11 protein-coding genes and 1 pseudogene are annotated in these 16,996 nt (G+C 70.8%); 6 read left to right on the top strand and 6 right to left on the bottom strand.

Annotated elements, in window-relative coordinates:
- Positions 1–69: 69 nt before the first annotated feature.
- The 3 genes and pseudogenes from OG729_RS25440 to OG729_RS25430 all read left to right on the top strand — a co-directional run.
- A complete protein-coding gene (locus OG729_RS25440) occupies positions 70–1,134 on the top strand; it encodes a LacI family DNA-binding transcriptional regulator (protein ID WP_405808209.1) in 1,065 nt (354 codons plus the stop codon).
- A 395-nt stretch (positions 1,135–1,529) separates the two neighbouring features.
- Entirely contained in the window at positions 1,530–2,465 is a 936-nt protein-coding gene (locus OG729_RS25435) for a GNAT family N-acetyltransferase (protein WP_405808208.1), read from the top strand.
- Between the two features lie 10 nt (positions 2,466–2,475).
- Positions 2,476–3,246 (top strand): annotated as a pseudogene (locus OG729_RS25430) (sugar phosphate isomerase/epimerase family protein); the annotation flags it as partial.
- Here OG729_RS25430 and OG729_RS25425 read toward each other — a convergent pair.
- The gene (locus tag OG729_RS25425; protein ID WP_405808207.1) at positions 3,140–4,096 is read right to left on the bottom strand and encodes an EamA family transporter; all 957 of its coding nucleotides are present in this window, start codon (positions 4,094–4,096) and stop codon (positions 3,140–3,142) included. The pseudogene OG729_RS25430 and the gene OG729_RS25425 sit on opposite strands and share 107 nt — an antisense overlap.
- Positions 4,097–4,185: 89 nt before the next feature.
- Here OG729_RS25425 and OG729_RS25420 point away from each other — a divergent pair, with 89 nt between their 5' ends.
- From OG729_RS25420 to OG729_RS25410, 3 genes are all read left to right on the top strand, one after another.
- Positions 4,186–5,103, top strand: a complete 918-nt coding sequence (locus tag OG729_RS25420; RefSeq protein ID WP_405811277.1) for a LysR family transcriptional regulator — start codon at positions 4,186–4,188, stop codon at positions 5,101–5,103.
- Between the two features lie 1,029 nt (positions 5,104–6,132).
- Complete coding sequence (locus OG729_RS25415) at positions 6,133–8,028, top strand: glycoside hydrolase family 3 protein (RefSeq protein WP_405808206.1); 1,896 nt, start codon at positions 6,133–6,135, stop codon at positions 8,026–8,028.
- A 204-nt stretch (positions 8,029–8,232) separates the two neighbouring features.
- On the top strand, positions 8,233–8,868 hold the full coding sequence (locus OG729_RS25410) for a hypothetical protein (protein ID WP_405808205.1): 636 nt from the start codon (positions 8,233–8,235) through the stop codon (positions 8,866–8,868).
- An 87-nt stretch (positions 8,869–8,955) separates the two neighbouring features.
- Here the strand turns inward: OG729_RS25410 and OG729_RS25405 are convergent, their stop codons facing one another.
- From OG729_RS25405 to OG729_RS25385, 5 genes are all read right to left on the bottom strand, one after another.
- On the bottom strand, positions 8,956–10,389 hold the full coding sequence (locus tag OG729_RS25405) for a S28 family serine protease (RefSeq protein WP_405808204.1): 1,434 nt from the start codon (positions 10,387–10,389) through the stop codon (positions 8,956–8,958).
- 96 nt (positions 10,390–10,485) lie between these two features.
- Entirely contained in the window at positions 10,486–10,851 is a 366-nt protein-coding gene (locus OG729_RS25400) for a hypothetical protein (protein WP_360882878.1), read from the bottom strand.
- A gap of 154 nt (positions 10,852–11,005) precedes the next feature.
- Positions 11,006–14,716 carry an ABC transporter ATP-binding protein gene (locus OG729_RS25395; protein WP_405808203.1) on the bottom strand — a complete coding sequence of 1,237 codons (3,711 nt, stop codon included), beginning with the start codon at positions 14,714–14,716 and terminating at the stop codon, positions 11,006–11,008.
- Positions 14,717–14,817: 101 nt separating this feature from the next.
- Positions 14,818–15,774: a serine hydrolase gene (locus OG729_RS25390; RefSeq protein ID WP_360882872.1), complete on the bottom strand. Its 957-nt coding sequence runs from the start codon at positions 15,772–15,774 to the stop codon at positions 14,818–14,820.
- A 96-nt stretch (positions 15,775–15,870) separates the two neighbouring features.
- Positions 15,871–16,917: an esterase-like activity of phytase family protein gene (locus tag OG729_RS25385; RefSeq protein WP_405808202.1), complete on the bottom strand. Its 1,047-nt coding sequence runs from the start codon at positions 16,915–16,917 to the stop codon at positions 15,871–15,873.
- Positions 16,918–16,996: the final 79 nt, after the last annotated feature.

Raw genomic sequence — 16,996 nt, 5'->3', positions numbered from 1 at the left:
GGGTATGACGCTAGCCTGCCGACAGTGACCCGGACAAGGGCCCTGTTCCATCTCCAGCGAAGGAAAGCGATGACAGTCACCCTGGCGGATGTGGCGGCGCGCGCCCGGGTGTCCCCGGCCACCGTCTCCCGTGTGCTCAACGGCAATTACCCGGTCGCGGCATCGACGAGGGAGCGGGTACTTCGGGCGGTCGACGAGCTCGACTACGTACTGAACGGGCCCGCGAGTTCGCTGGCCGCGGCCACGTCCGATCTGGTCGGCATACTCGTCAACGACATCGCCGACCCCTTCTTCGGGATCATGGCCGGGGCCGCGCAGACGGAGATCGGCGGGCAGGAGGGATCAGGGCGCGCGGGCGGCGAAAAGCTCGCGGTCGTCTGCAACACCGGGGGCTCGCCGGAGCGCGAACTCACCTATCTCACACTGCTGCAGCGGCAGCGGGCCGCGGCCGTCGTGCTGACCGGCGGCGCGCTGGAGGATCCGGATCACATCGAGGCGATGGCCGCGAAGCTCGCGAGACTTGCGGATGCGGGGACGCGGGTGGTGCTGTGCGGGCGGCCGCCACTGCCCGGCAGTGAGGCGATCGTGGCCGCGCTCGCCTTCGACAACCGGGGCGGGGCACGGCGGCTCACCGAGCATCTGCTCACGCTCGGGCACCGGCGGATCGGCTATGTCGCGGGGCCGACGGAGCGTACGACGACCCGGCACCGGCTGGAGGGGCACCGGGCCGCGCTGGCGGCGGCCGGGGTCGACGAGGACCAGGACCGGCTGACCGTGCACGGTCCGTACGCCCGGCGCTCCGGCTATGACGCGACACTCGAACTGCTGCGCCGCGACCCCGACTTGACGGCGATCGTCGCCGCGAACGACACGGTGGCGCTGGGTGCCTGTGCGGCCCTGCGCGACCAGGGGCTGCGGATCCCCGAGGACATCTCGGTGGCGGGCTTCGACGACCTGCCCTTCTCGGTGGACGCGGTGCCGGCGCTGACGACGGTACGGCTGCCGCTGTACGAGGCGGGGGCGCGGGCGGGGCGGCTGGCGATGGGTAAGGAGGCGCCGCCGCCGGGGGGTATCGCGACGATCGCGGCGGAACTGATGGCCCGGTCGTCGACGGCGCCGCCGCGGAAGGGGTGACGGGGGTCGTCCGGGGTGCGAGGCTTCGGACCTGTCCTGGTTGCCCGGGCAAGCGGGTGCGGGCGTTCCTGGTGCGGGTCCCGGGGCCCCGCGGCTCTCCCGCGAAACCACCCACCGGACCGCAACCACCAACGCCCCCTGGCCCACGCCTGCCACGAACCCGGTCACTTGCCGCTACGGGGCTCGAATTCTGGACTGCTTTCCTCACCGCGCTTCGCGCGAGCTGCGCCGCTTTACGTCCAGAACACGACCCCTACGCGTCCCCCTGCACCTCAAGGCTCACAGGCACCCCCAAGCGACTCGGGAGGCGGGGCGGTTACCACCGGCTCTTGCCGGGATCCGACCCCCGCCCTACCGTTGACTCAGTCAAAGGAAATCGCCGCCCGGAGTCGCTCATGCCGATCCACGAGATCCGCGCCTTCAACCGCTTCTACACCAACCTCATCGGCGCCCTCGACTACAGCAAGCACCTCTACACCCCGTACACCCTCACCGAGTCCCGCGTCCTGTACGAGCTCGCCCACAGCCCCCGCACCGACGCCGCCGACCTGCGCGGCGAACTCTCCCTCGACGCCGGGTATCTGAGCAGGCTGCTCGCCAAGTTCGAGCGCGACGGGCTGGTGGAGCGGGCGCCCTCCGAGGTGGATTCGCGGCGGCAGCGGATCACCCTCACTCCCCGCGGGCGCGAGGCCGCCACGCTGCTCGACGAGCGGTCGCGGGAGGCGGTGGGGGCGCTGCTCGCCAAGGTGCCCGCCGAGGAGCGGTCGCGGCTGGTCGAAGCGATGGGGACCGTACGCGAGATCCTCGGCAGCGGCCGGGCGGGGCACCGCGAAGGCCCGGTGCTGCGGGACCCGGGGCCCGGCGAGCTGGGGTGGGTCGTGCAGCGGCACGGAGCCCTCTACGCCGCCGGGTACGGGTGGAACGCAGACTTCGAAGGGCTCGTCGCCCGCATCGTCGCGGACTTCGCCCAGGACCACGACCCTCATCTGGAACGGATGTGGATCGCCGAGCTGGACGGCCGCCCGGTGGGGTCGGTCATGTGCGTACGCGACGACGCCCCGGCCACCGCGCGGCTGCGGCTGCTGCTCGTCGAGCCCGAGGCGCGCGGTCAGGGACTCGGTGACCGACTCGTCCGTACGGTGGTGGATTTCGCCCGCGAAGTGGGGTACCGGGAACTCGTGCTGTGGACCAATGACGTACTGGCCGGAGCCCGCCGGATCTATCAGCGGGCCGGATTCACCCTCGTCGCCGAGAAGCCGCACCGCTCGTACGGCGTGGATCTGGTCGGCCAGGACTGGCGGCTGCTCCTGCAGGAAGAAACGGACAAGTGAGGACGGTCAAGTGAAGTTCGCCTTCTCTACGCTCGGTGTGCCGGGCATGCCCATCCCGGACGTGGTGCAACTCGCCGCCGACACCGGTTACCAGGGGGTGGAACTGCGGGCCGACCCGGAGGAGCCGGTGCACCCCGGGATCGGGGCGCCGGAACGGGCGGCCGTGGTCCGGGAGTTCGAGCGGGCGGGCGTGGAGATCCTGACCGTGTGCGGATACACCGGCGTCGCGGCGGAGGGCGACGACGCTCCCGTGCTCCGGGAGATCGAGGAACTGCTCCAGCTGGCAAAGGATGTGGGCGCGCCACATGTGCGCGTCTTCCCCGGCGGCGGCGACCAGGACCCTGATGTCGCCGAGGCCGTCGCCGCCCGCCGGCTGGGCGCGGCCGCGGAGACCGCGGCCACGCTGGGCGTACGGATTCTGCTGGAGACCCACGACTCGCACCGGGCCGGGGCCGATGTGTCCCGCATCCTGGGACCGGTCGGCCACCGGTACGCGGGCGCGATCTGGGACGTGGTGTCCCCTTGGCTGGAGGGCGAGGAACCCGCGGCTGCCCATGCCGCACTCTCGCCGTTCCTCGGCTATGTGCAGGTCAAGGACGTCGCCTCGGCCGACGACCTCGCGCCGCTCCCCCTCGGCGAGGGCGTACTGCCGCTCGCCGAATGCCTGGCGACGCTCACCGAGGAGACGTGGCTGTGCTGGGAGTACGAGAAGCGCTGGTATCCGAAGGCGGCGGACCTGCCGGGGCTGCTGACGCCGGGGCGGGAGTACCTGGAGCAGCTGCTCGCGACAGCGAGGTGAGCGCGACCCCGCCGACCAGCAGCACCGCGGCGCCCCAGCGCAGCGGACTGACCGACTCGTCGAGCAGCAGAGCCGCGGAGGACATGCCGAAGACCGGCACCAGCAGCGAGTAGGGTGCGACGGCGGAGGCGGGATAGTGGCGCAGCAGATAACCCCAGGCGCCGAAGCCGAAGACCGTCGCGCCCCAGGCGACATAGAGAATCGTCCCGGCGCCGCTCCAGTCCAGCGAGCGCAGCGCGTCCGCATCGGCCCGCGGGCCCTCGAAGAGCAGGGAGAGCGCGAGCAGGGGCAGTACGGGGACGGTGGAGACCCAGATCATGAAGTTCAGCGCGTCCGGCGGGGACGCCTTGCGGGTCAGCACATTGGACACGCCCCAGCAGGCCGCGGCCGCGATGACCAGCAGGAAGGCGAGGACGGGTCCCGAGGTCCCTTCGTCGACGGCCGCGAGAGCGATGCCGGACAGGGCGACGGCCATGCCCAGGACCCGTACACCGCCCGGGCGTTCGCTCAGCGCGAGGGCGGCGAAGAGAGCCGTGAAGACTGCCTGGATCTGCACGACGAGCGAGGACAGGCCGGCCGGCATACCCCGGTCCATGCCGATGAAGAGAAGGCCGAACTTCGCGACGCCCAGGGCGAGTCCGACGCCGATCACCCATTTCCAGGCGACCTTCGGACGGCCCACGAAGAAGACGGCGGGCAGCGCCGCGACGAGGAAACGCAGGGCGGAGAAGAGCAGGGGCGGGAAGTGGCCGAGCCCGAGCTCGATGACGACGAAGTTGACTCCCCAGACCGCGGTGACCAGGACGGCGAGTGCCATGTGTACGGGACGCATGGACCGAGGATCACCGGCCTGAACCATGTAGCACCAGCGCGGATTTCTTCATGGTGGAATTGAGCATTGCTTACGAATGGGAGTCGGCGATGCTCGATCTGGGGCGGCTGAGGGCGCTGCACGCAGTCTCGGTACACGGTTCGGTGGCAGCGGCGGCGACGGCTCTCGGGTACACCCCGTCCGCGGTGTCGCAGCAGATCGCCAAGCTGGAGCGGGAGACTCGTACGACGCTGCTCGAGCGGCAGGGGCGGGGGGTCGCGCTCACCGAGGAGGCGCGGCATCTGGCAGCGACGGCGCAGCAGTTGCTCGCGATCGTGGAGCGCGCGGAGACCACGCTCGAGGAACGCCGGGGGCAGCCGACCGGGCGGCTGGTGATCGGGGCCTTCGCCACGGCGGCACGCGGGCTGCTGCCGGGGGTCCTCGCGGAGCTCGGCCGACGCCATCCGGGGCTCGATGCGCGGATGACCGAGGTCGATCCGCATCTGTCCATCGATCTGGTGGCCCGCGGCATGATCGACCTGGCGGTGGCGCACGACTGGGACATCGCGCCACTGCCGGCGCCGGAGGGCGTCGAGCAGGCGGTCATCGGCGACGACCTTTGCGATTTGCTGGTGCCGGAGGGGCATCCGCTGGCCGCGCGGGCGTCTGTGCGGCGGGAGGATCTGGCCGGGCAGCGGTGGATCTGCCAGCCGCCGGGCACGGTGTGCCACGACTGGCTGGTCCGTACGCTGCGGGCGGCGGGGTGCGAGCCCGAACTGGCGCACCAGGCGGAGGAGTACCACACCCAGGTCGCGCTGGTCGGGGCCGGACTGGGCATAGCGATGATTCCGCGGCTGGGGCGGGGGGCGCTGCCGGCGGGGGTGGTGGCGGTGGCGCTCGATCCGGTGCCGAAGAGGCGGCTGTACGCGCTGTGGCGGACGGGGGCGGCGAGGCGGCCGGCGATCACGGTGACGGTGGGGGCGTTGCGGGGGCACTGGGTGGGGGTGGGTGCGGATGCGTCGGCGTGACGCGCGTCCGGGGGTGCGGGCGGTCCCGGGCGGTTCGGGGTGCGGGCGTCCGGGGCCCGGGAGGTTTGGTCCCCCACCCCGCCCCTTCCCGAAACCGGGGGATGCCCCCAGGCCCCCTGGAGGGAGGAGTACGCGGGGGCTGACGCCCCCACACCCCGGATGCGCCGGCTTCGCGGCGCGGGGGCGCGTGCCCGCCGATTCGCCAGCTTCGCGGCGCGGATGTACGACCCCGCCATTGCGGCGGCTCGGGTGTGCGGCCCCGCCGATTTCGCCGACTTCGCCGCGTGGATGTACGAGCCCGCCATTGCGGCAGGCTCGCAGTTCGGGTGCACCGCAGTGCGGACATACGAGTCCGTCGTTGCGGTGGCTTCGCGGCGCAGCTGGACGCGGGGTGCCCGTGAGCCTTGGGGTGCAGGGGGACGCGCAGGGGTCGTGTTCTGGACGTAAAGCGGCGCAGCTCGCGCGAAGCGCGGTGAGGAAAGCAGTCCAGAATTCGAGCCCCGTAGCGGCCCCCGGACCCGCACCCGCGGACCCTGGCACGCCCTGACACGCCCCCCGGACGCCCGCACCCCGGCCCCCCGCACCCGGGCATCACGGACAACCCCAAGACCCGCACCCGCGGACCCGGGCAACCGGACAAGCCCAAACGCCCGCACCCCGAACAAGCCCAAGACCCGCACGGCAGCCCCGCCCCACCCGTACCAATTCGCCCCTTAACGGAACCCATCGCGAACACCCTCCGTCTAACCCGCCGTACTGCTGGGTGAGTCTCCGCAACGCGGTGTCGGCCCTCGCTGCTGGCTGCGATCGCTGACCACCCCTCTCCAGCCGCCTGCGGCCGGCAGCACACCGCCACCGGTGCGCCCCCTCCGACAGCACCGGTGGCGGGCCCCCGTCCCAGTGAGCTTTCGCGCGTCGCGCGCCCTTTCTGTTGCCACACCCTTGACCTGGCAGTAATTTTCGGGCTATCCGTGAGTCCTTGGAAGTTTCCTTCAACTCCCTTGTCGAGCAAGGCCGGAAGGAGCACCCATGCACGACCGGAGCCACGCCCGGGGTCATGACCGGAGTCACGACCGAAGTCATGACGGGAGCCATGGCCGGAGCCATGACCGGAGTCTCTCCAGACGCACCCTCCTCACCGCAACCGCCACCGCCGCCACCGCCGTCGCTGCCGGCGCCGTCGCCAGCGCATCGCCCGTGTTCGCCGGCCCCTCCCACCACGACCGTCTCAAGCGGCTGATCGCCCGGATGAGCCTGGAGGAGAAGGTCGGCCAGCTCTTCGTGATGCGGGTGTACGGGCACTCCGCCACCGCCCCCGACCAGGCCGACATCGAGCTGAACCTCAAGGAGATGGGCGTCCGCACGGCCGCCGAGCTGATCGCCAAGTACCACGTCGGCGGCATCATCTATTTCGCCTGGGCGCACAACACCCGCGATCCGCACCAGATCGCCGGGCTGTCCAACGGGATCCAGCGGGCCGGGCTCGCCCAGCCGACCCCCGTGCCGCTGCTGATCTCCACCGACCAGGAGCACGGGATAGTGACCAGGGTCGGCAAGCCCGCCACGCTGATGCCGGGGGCGATGGCGCTGGGCGCGGGCGGGTCCCGCTCCGCCGCCCGTACGGCCGCGCGGATCGCCGGGGCCGAGCTCGCCGCGATGGGCATCGTCCAGAACTACGCCCCCGTCGCCGACGTCAACGTCAATCCCGCCAATCCGGTCATCGGCGTACGCTCCTTCGGCGCCGACCCGGACGCGGTGGCCGGCCTCGTCGCTGCCCAGGTCCGCGGCTATCAGAGCGCGGGCATCGCCGCGACCTCCAAGCACTTCCCCGGCCACGGCGACACCACCGTCGACAGCCACACGGGCATCCCGGTCATCACCCACACCCGGCAGCAGTGGGAGGACATCGACGCCCCGCCGTTCCGGGCCGCGATCGCCGCCGGGATCGACTCGATCATGACGGCGCACATCCAGTTCCCGGCGCTGGACCCCAGCAACGACCCGGCCACGCTCTCCGCCCCCATCCTCACCGGCATCCTGCGCGAGGAGCTCGGCTACCACGGCGTGGTCGTCACCGACGCGCTCAATATGCAGGGCGTACGGGACAAGTACGGCGACCACCGGGTGCCGGTGCTCGCCCTCAAGGCGGGCGTGGACCAGCTGCTCAACCCGCCGGACCTGGCCGTCGCATGGAACGGCGTCCTCAACGCAGTCAGGAGCGGCGAGCTCACCGTCTCCCGGCTCGACGAATCGATCCTGCGCATCCTGCTCCTGAAAGAGAAACTGGGCCTGTTCCAGGACCCGTTCGTCTCCCTGCGGCAGCTGGACCGCATCGTCGGCGCCCGCTCGCATCTCGTCATCGCCGACAAGATCGCCGAGGGGACCACGACCCTGCTGGTCAACGACGGCGCACTGCTGCCGCTGAGCCGGCGCAGCCGGCAGAACCTGCTGGTCGTCGGCGCCGATCCGGCCTCGCCGACCGGGACGACCGGACCGCCGACCACGGTGCTGGCGCAGGCCTTGGCCGAACTCGGCTTCACCGCAACCGCGCTGTCCACCGGCATCACGCCGACCGCCGCGAAGATCGACGAGGCGGTGGCTGCGGCGAGCGGCAAGGACGCGGTGATCGTCGGCACGTACAACGTCACCGACACCAGCACCCAGCGCACCTTGGTGGCCCGGCTCGCCCGGACGGGAGTCCCGGTCGTCGCGCTCGCCATCCGCAATCCGTACGACATCGCCAGGCTCGAAGGCGTGGGGGCGGCGCTGGCCACGTACTCCTGGACCGATGTCGAACTGCGCGCCGCCGCACGGGTGATCGCGGGCCGCGCGGAGCCCGAGGGACGGCTCCCCGTGCCCATACAGAGCGCGAGCGACCCCGCCCAGGTGCTGTATCCCATCGGCCACGGCCTGTCCTACGACTGAGCTGCGCACACCGACCGGGGTACCCAAACCGACCGAGATGCCCAAACCGACTGAGCCGCACAAACCGACCGAGTTGCGCAAACCGGCCTCACACACCGGCGTACTCCCGCACACTGTCCCCATGCACGACGCACGTCTGGCGTGGCCCGCTCCGGCGGGCCACGCCTGAGGGACCGGCCGGGTGGCCGGGGCTCGGGGGTCCGTATGGCACAACAGCAGCGGTCCGCCGGGGCGGTGAGCGCCCTGGTACTGGTACTCGTACTGGCGGCAGCGCTCACCACGGGCTGCCAGCAGGCGACGGGCCGCGCGGGAACGGCCGCCGGCACCGTCGATGGCCCCACCGCCACGCCCTCGGGATACGGCCTGGTCTTCCTCGGACCCGGAGACTGCGCATCGCGCGGCCGCGACTTCCATGAGGTGCCCTGTACGAGCGAGAAGGCGGTGGCCCGGGTGACCGCCCGGTACGGCGGGCAGCCTGCGGGCGGCCCCGGCTGCCCCACGACGACCGACTTCGTACTGCACATCTCCGCGAGCCGCCCGGCGACCGACGAGGACGGCGACGGGGAGGCGGGTCAGGGGTACGCCTGTATGCGCAATCTGGAGCCGCCGCATCCGGGCGACCCGGGCGGGGGCGGCGGCCCGCACACCATCGTCGGCGACTGCGTCTACGGCGCGAGCAAGGGGCAGGTGAAGGAGACGGCGTGCGACGGATCGGGCGGGCGGGCCCCGGAGTTCACGGTGACGTCGGCGGTGACGAGCCGGGCGCAGTGCCCGCCGTCCACGGCGCTGTATGTGCGGCTGGGCGGCCACACGCCGGTGGGCTGCGCCCGCCGTGTGTGAGGGTCACTCACACAGCGGCGGGCACAGCCCACCGGGTTACCGGCGGAGCTAGGGCGTGTACTTCCAAAACACGCCCGAGGCGCAGGGTTACGGCCGCAGCGCCGGCTCCCGCTCCACGTCGCGCTTGTCGAGCTTCGCGTCGTACTTCGTCAGCGGCTTCGCCTTCGCCGCGTCCTGCTGGACGGCGGCCGGTGCGACGCCCGCCCACTTCAGGATCGCGGCGGTGGCCGCCGCCTTCTGGTCCGGCACCAGGCCGGCCACATTGGATCCGTGGTTGCCTCCGGGCACGACGTACACATAGCTGTCGCGGGTGCCCTTGCCGAGCCGGAACTGTTCGGCGCCCCACGGGTCGTTCTGGCCGTAGACGAACATCATCTGACGGGCGTTGTGCCGCACCCAGCTGTCCACGGAGCGCATGACCCACGGCTTGAAGTGCATGGGGATGTCACGCGGCACGAAGTTCCGCGGCGGCTGGTACCCGTACCGGCTCAGGCCGCCGAGGTGCGGCTGCTTGATGTCGGGCGAGCCCAGCTCGGTGCCTGCCTGGTAGTAGTACGGCGTGTACGGCGTCAGGCCCTGGTCGGCGTAGAAGGAGAAGCCGGAGATCGCATCCACGCTGTCCCAGATCTGCTGGTCGGTCGCGGTCTTGGCGACCGGGATCGCTTCGCAGTCGGCCAGCAGGCTGTACTGCCAGAAGGCCCAGACGTAGTCGAGGACGACCGCCTCGTACGCCCTGTCGAGGGAGCCGACCGTCTTGAAGGTGTAGCCGTTGTCCGCCGCGTACTTGGCGTAGATGGCCTCAAGCGGCTCGCGGCGCACCAGCGCCTCGCGCTGCACGGCGTTGAGCTTGTCGCGGCACTCCTTGGTGCCGACCTTCTCGAAGAACCGGTCGTACGCCGAGTCCTCCTTGTTCACCACGTCGTTGGGCGCGACGTAGGCGACGACCCCGTCCATGTCGCGCGGATAGAAGCGCTCGTAATACGTGGCGGTCATGCCGCCCTTGGAGCCGCCGGTGGTGAGCCAGTTCTTGGTGTAGATCTTCTTCAGCGCGGCGAAGATGCGGTGCTGGTCGCTCGCGGCCTGCCAGATGTCGAGCTTGGACCAGTTGGCCGGGTCGGGCCGCGACGGGGTGAAGAACCGGTACTCCACGGAGACCTGGTTGCCGTCGATGATGGCCGTCGGCTCACTGCGGCGAGGCGTGGTGCTCACGTTGTAGCCGGAGGTGAACATCACCGTGGGGCGGTTGGTGTCCTTGTGCAGCAGGGTGATTCGCTGCTTGAAGGTGCCCTTGTCCGGGTGCCGGTGGTCGACCGGCTGTGTGTAGTTGAGAACGAAGTACCGGTAACCCGCGTACGGCTTCTCCTCGATAAGACTCATGCCCGGTATCGCGAGGACCCGGTCCTTGATGTCCGTGCCGGTCGTCGGCTCCGCGGCGGTAGCCGCACCGGCCGTCGCGCCGGCCGCGCTCACGGTGCCAATGAGCACCACGAGCGACAGCAGCCATCTGAGCGCCTTGCGCATTCACCCTCCCCTTGATTCACCTGTGGTCGCGGTGAACCTAGCGGGGTCAATGCCCGAGCCGCCAGCCCCAGTTGACTCCCGATTGACCGGGAGAGGTCAGCAGAGGATCCAGCCGGTCGAGCGCGCGACGCCGGAGATGGCGCCGGTGGCCCGTACGCAGCGGTTGAGTGCGTGCACGGTGACAGGCCCCGCCTGGCGGGTGAAGGTGCCCTTGTCGACGGCGGCGTGGCCGCCGCGCGCCTGGAGAGAGAGGGACATGGCGCGCCGCGTGCCCGGCTTGTTGGATACGACGACGGCGCAGGCGTAGTACCGGTTCTTGTAGACGCGCAACTCGCCGGTGGCGAACTTGACGGTCTTCAGCGGCCGGCCGGCGCAGTTGGACGCCACGGCCTCGGCGCGTGGCGTGCCCGGTCCGGCGATGGTGAGGGCCGCCACGGCCATGAGCAGGGCGAGGCCGTGCATGAGCAGCCGCCGCCAACGTCGTCTGTTTCCCGCCCCACCGAACACTCTCACACCCCTTTGCCACTTGTGCGTACATGCGTACGACGCAGCCGGTGTGAGAATGGTTGCGGCTCCGACGAATCCGCTCTCCGCAGGAATCCGTACCCGCCCTGCGTCATACGGTGGCGGGCTCGTCCTCCCCTATGAAGCTGCGCCAGAGCGTGGCATAGGTGCCGCCCCGGGCCAGCAGCTCGTCATGGGTCCCGTCTTCCGCCACCCGGCCCGCATCCATCACGACCACCCTGTCTGCGCGCGCCGCCGTGGTCAGGCGGTGGGCGACCACCAGCGTGGTGCGGCGGCCGGTCAGCCGGTCCGTGGCCTGGTTGACCTGGGCCTCGGTGGCCAGATCGAGGGCCGCCGTGGCCTCGTCGAGCAGCAGGACGTCCGGGTCGACGAGTTCGGCGCGGGCCAGCGCGATCAACTGGCGCTGCCCCGCGGACAGGTTGCGGCCGCGCTCGGCGACCTCGTGCATATAGCCGCCGTCGAGAGTGGCGATCATGTCGTGGGCGCCGACGGCGCGGGCCGCGGCCTCCACCTCGGCGTCGCTCGCGCCGGGACGTCCGTAGGCGATGGCGTCGCGGACGGTGCCCGCGAAGAGATACGCCTCCTGGGGGACGACGCCGAGCCGGTGCCGGTATGCCGTCAGATCCAGCTCGCGCAGGTCGGTGCCGTCGGCCGTGACCCGGCCGCCTGTCGGGTCGTAGAACCGCGCGACCAGCTTGACCAGCGTCGACTTGCCCGCGCCGGTCTCGCCGACGAAGGCGACGGTCTGGCCGGCCGGGATGCGCAGATCGATGGAGTTCAGGGCCGCTTCGTCATCCCCGTACGCGAAGTCGACGTTCTCGAAGGCGATCTCGCCGCGCAGCGAGAGCACATCGAGGGGCTCGCGCGCGGAGGCGGTCGAGGTCGGCTCCTGGAGCAGCTCCTGGATGCGCCCCAGGGACACCGTCGCCTGCTGGTAGCCGTCGAAGACCTGGGACAGCTGCTGCACGGGCGCGAAGAACAGGTCGATGTAGAGGAGGTAGGCGACCAGCGCGCCGGTGGTGAGGGTGCCCGCCTCGACGCGGCCAGAGCCGACGATCAGCACGGCGGCCGCGGCCACCGAGGACAGCAGCTGGACGAAGGGGAAGTAGACCGAGATCAGCCACTGGCCGCGCACCCGGGCCTTGCGGTAGTTGTCGCTGCGGGCGGCGAAGCGGCTCGCGCCGTCGCGCTCGCGGCGGAAGGCCTGGACGATCCGCAGCCCGGACACGGACTCCTGGAGGTCGGCGTTGACGACGCTGATGCGCTCGCGGGCCAGCTCGTACGCCTTCACGCTCTTCTTGCGGAAGAAGTACGTGCCGATGATCAGCACTGGCAGCGTCGCGAAGACCACCAGCGCCAGCTGTACGTCGATGACGAGCAGGGCGACCATGATGCCGAAGAAGGTGACCACCGAGACGAACGCGGTGACCAGGCCCGTCTGCAGGAACGTGGACAGGGCGTCCACGTCCGTCGTCATCCTGGTCATGATCCGGCCGGTCAGCTCGCGCTCGTAGTAGTCGAGTCCGAGCCGCTGGAGCTGGGCGAAGATCTTCAGACGCAGGGAGTAGAGGACCCGCTCGCCGGTGCGGCCGGTCATCCGGGTCTCGCCGGTCTGCGCGGCCCACTGCACGACCACGGTGATCAGCGCGAGTACGGAGGCCGCCCACACGGCGCCGAGCGCCATCTGCGTGACGCCCTTGTCGATGCCGTGCCTGATCAGAATGGGAAGCAGCAGGCTCATGCCGGCGTCGACGGCCACCAGCAGCAGGCTGATCAGCAGCGGGAGGCCGAAGCCGCCAAGCAGCCGGCGCAGTCCGTACGACTCCTCGGGCCGCACCGCCCGTGCCTCGTCGATGGCGGGGGTGTCAGTCGCCGGCGGCAGGGCCTCGACCTGGGCGAGCAGCTCGGGGGGCGCGCCGGGGGCCGCAGACTCCTCGGCGTTCTCCTCGCGCTCCCACAGGCGGGGCGTAATGCCGCGGTTGGCGTCGAACTCCGCCTCGAGCTCGTCGCGTACGGTGCGGTCTTCCTCGGGTTCGGCGGCCGGCAGCGGGGTGTGTCCGGGCGAGACCGCGCCGAGTTCGTCCGGGTCGGTCAGCAGCCGCCGGTACAGGGCCGAGCGACGCGTCAGCTCCTCGTGCGTGCCGATGTCGGCGAGCCGTCCGCCGTCGAGCACGGCGATGCGGTCGGCGAGACCGAGGGTGGAGCGGCGGTGGGCGATGAGCAGGGTCGTACGCCCGGCCATGACGGAGCGCAGGGCCTCGTGGATCTCGTGCTCGACGCGGGCGTCCACGGCGGAGGTGGCGTCGTCGAGGAGCAGCAGCCGGGGGTCGGTGAGGATCGCACGGGCGAGCGCGATGCGCTGGCGCTGGCCGCCGGAGAGGGTGAGGCCGTGCTCGCCGACCTTGGTGTCGTAGCCCTCGGGCAGCTCGGCGATGAAGCGGTCGGCCTGGGCGGCACGCGCGGCGGTGTCGATCTCCTCCTGGGTCGCGTCCGGCTTTCCGTACGCGATGTTGGCGCGCACGGTGTCGGAGAAGAGGAAGCTGTCCTCCGGCACGAGCCCGATGGCGGCGCGGAGCGAGTCGAGGGTCAGCTCGCGCACATCGTGGCCGCCGACGAGGACCGCGCCGTGCGTCACGTCGTAGAAGCGTGGCAGCAGGAGGGAGACGGTGGACTTGCCGCTGCCTGAGGAGCCGACGACGGCAACGGTCTCGCCGGGTCTGATCTCCAGCGAGAAGCCGTCGAGAACGGGCCGTTCCTCGTCGTATCCGAAGGTGACGTCGTCGAACTCCACGGTGGCGGGGGCGTCGGCCGGGAGTTCCTTGGTGCCGTCCTTCATCGTCGGCTCGGTGTCGATGAGTTCGAGTACGCGCTCCACGCCGGCCCGTGCCTGCTGTCCGACGGTCAGCACCACGGCGAGCATCCGGACCGGGCCGACGAGCTGTGCCAGATAGGTCGAGAAAGCGACAAACGTACCGAGGGTGATCTGGCCGCGGGTGGCCAGCCAGCCGCCGAGGGCCAGCATCGCGACCTGTCCGAGCGCGGGGACGGCCTGAAGGGCCGGGGTGTACCTCGAATTGAGCCTGACGGTCCGCAGCCGGCCCGCGAAGAGCTTCCTGCTGACCTCGCGCAACTTGCCGGTCTCCTGGTCCTCCTGGCCGAAGCCCTTGACCACGCGTACGCCGGATACGGCGCCGTCGACGACGCCCGCGACGGCGGCCGCCTGGCTCTGGGCGTACCAGGTGGCGGGATGCAGACGGGTGCGGCTGCGCTTGGCGATGTACCAGAGGGCGGGGGCGACGGCGACGGCGATCAGGGTGAGCGGCAGCGACAGCCACGCCATGATCACGAGGGAGATGAGGAAGAGGAGGACGTTCCCGATGGTCATCGGGAGCATGAAGAGCAGGCCCTGGATGAGCTGGAGGTCGCTGGTGGCGCGGCCGACGACCTGGCCGGTGGAGAGCTCGTCCTGGCGTCGTCCGTCGAGGCGGGTGATCGTTCCGTACATCTCGGTACGGAGGTCGTGCTGGACGTCGAGGGCGAGCCGGCCACCGTAATAGCGGCGTATATATGTCAGGACATATACGACGACGGCCGCGACCATCAGCAGCCCGGTCCAGACGGCGAGGGATCTCGTTCGGTCGCCGATCACATCGTCGATGACGACCTTGGTGATCAGCGGGACGAGCGCCATGACGGCCATACCGGCCAGGGAGGACCCGAGCGCGAGCAGCACATTGCGCCGGTAACGCCAGGCGTATCCGGACAGCCGCCGTGCCCAGCTCTGCTCTGCCGACGCCGCCACGTGGTGCCTCCCGATTGTTTTGATCCGCCGGAAGGCACCAACGCCGCGAGCAGCGGATTTCATCCCGCTGCAACAATTGGGGCCGCACCGAACCCTCTGGGTCAGCGGGTGGCGGGGACCGCGTCCCTCGGAGCCGTCTCCGGGGTGCCCGGCAGAGCCTCCTGCGGGACGGCGGGCGGCGTGAAGACCTCGGACGCCGCAGTGGCCGTGGGGGCCAAGTCCTTGTGGACCGCGCGGGCGACCCGCTGGATGGTGTCGACGCCGTACTGCATGGAGCTGTTGTCGTGCGTCAGCACGGAGATCGTGTAGCTGTGACCGCCGCTGGTGAAGGCGCCGACGCTGTGGACGCGCCAGCCGTGGGTGGCCCGGGAGAGCCAGCCGTTCTTGAGCTGGACGCGGGCCGTGCTGGGGGCGCCGGCCGAGACGCCCCAGCGCTGCGAGGTGACGACCTTGTACATGAGGCCGAGGGTGTAGCCGCGCGAGGCGTCGGTGAGGACGGTGTTCTTCAGGGCCAGCAGATTCAGCAAGAGCATCTGGTCGCCGGCGCTGATCTGGGTGAGGCCCCAGTAGCCGCCCGAGCCGGGGATGGTGCGGGACATCTTGGCGACGTTGAGGAAGCCCTGGATCTTGGTGACGCCGAGCTGCTTCCACAGCGCGCTGGTGGCGGCGTTGTCCGACTTGGTGATCATGTCGGAGGCGAGCTGCTTCTCGCGGTCGGTCAGCTGACGACCGGTCTTCTGGGCATCCCACAGGAGCGTCGTCAGGACGGTGACCTTGACGACGCTGGCGGAGTCGTAACGATCGCCGATCCGCAGCCCGCAGGTGGTGTTCGTGGTGTTGTCGCGCACGGCGACGGCGGTCGTGGACGCGCGGCCCGCGAGCGAGGCGGTGATGTCCTGGGTCAGCTTGGCGGCGAGTCCCGACTTGCCGGAGGTGCAGCTGACCGTCGGCGTGACGGCGGCCGCGGGCGAGGCGCCGGTGGCGAGCGGCACGAGCGTCGCGGCGGCGAGAACCGCGGCGGCGGCGCGTGCGCGACCGCCTATTCGGTGGTGAGTCATGGAGGCTTTTCCCGTCCCCTGTGTGCCTGGTGCGGGCGCGCCCTTTCCGGCGCGCCCGCCACTCATGACTCACGACTGGCCGAAAAGTTGTACAGATCAGTGGCGTGGCAACTGAATCGTCATCCGGTAGAGCCGGGTGGTCTGGGCGGCGTTCTGGTTGTCGTCACTGGCGAGCAGGACGTGCAGCCGCCCGCCGGGACCTCGTGAAGTGACGGCCAGGGCCTCGATGTTGTCGAGCAGAGGATTGGGCTGGGGCTGCTTGGCGGGCGCACCGAGGGAGGGGCAGTCGACGAGGTCGGCGAGCAGTGTCTTGCGTACGAGCCGGACGCCTTCCTGCCCTGCCTGCCCTGTGACGTACGCGACATCGCTGACGTCGGTGGCATGCCGCAGGTCGGCGAGGTAGAGCCGGACGGTGTTGCCGACCCCGGCGGTGAACCCGCGCTCGAGCACCAGCAGCCGCCCGTCGCCGGTGGCGGTGGTCTCGCTGATCCCGAGCTTGGCATCGGCCGGATACGCGTACTGGGCGGAGAGCCGGAAATCGTGTCGGGGGGTGGCCCGCCGCCAGGTCTGCATCCGTACGATCCCCGCGCCGTCTCCGGCGATCGGGCTCTCCATGGCGGCGACGAGAGCGCGGCCACCGGACTGCAGGGTCAGCCCCTCGAAGGTGAGGTTCCGGACCGCTCGCCCGGCCGGAGCGACCTTGAGAGCGTCGGGCACGGGCAGCCTGCCGAGGAGGGTCCCGTCCCGTCCGTAGTGGCGTACGGACGGCTCGGTCTCCGAGGTGACGAGCCGGCTGCCGTCGCGCTCGACGACGAGCCCTTCGGAGTCGAGCTGCGCGCCGTTCTCGTCGGCGAGGGGGACGACGGTGCGGGGCGCGTAGGTACGCGCGTCCAGGGTGAACAGCTCGGACCGGTCGGAGAGCGCGGCGATGCGGCCGTCCCGGTCGACGGCGAGAGCGGAGAGGTTGCCGACGAAGGAGCCCTGGAACTGGGTCTTGTCGAGCACGTCGGAGTAACTGTCGATGCCGACGCGGGCCGAGCAACTGCCGGACGGGGGGTACCCGTTGCCCGAGGGGGCGGCGGCCACAGAGCCGACGACGGCCAGCACGGCACTGACGGCGGCGAGTACGTTTCGCAGACGCATGCCGCCACGTTAGGTCGCGAGGGGTCGAGCCCGGGCGGACTTCCCATGAACGTTCGGCCGCACGGTCCGGACTCGCGTG

The organism is Streptomyces sp. NBC_00210, assembly GCF_045160975.1.
In the GTDB taxonomy this organism is placed as follows: domain Bacteria; phylum Actinomycetota; class Actinomycetes; order Streptomycetales; family Streptomycetaceae; genus Streptomyces.
The sequence above is the reverse complement of the archived record's forward strand: the minus strand, read 5'-3'. Positions and strand labels throughout refer to the sequence as shown.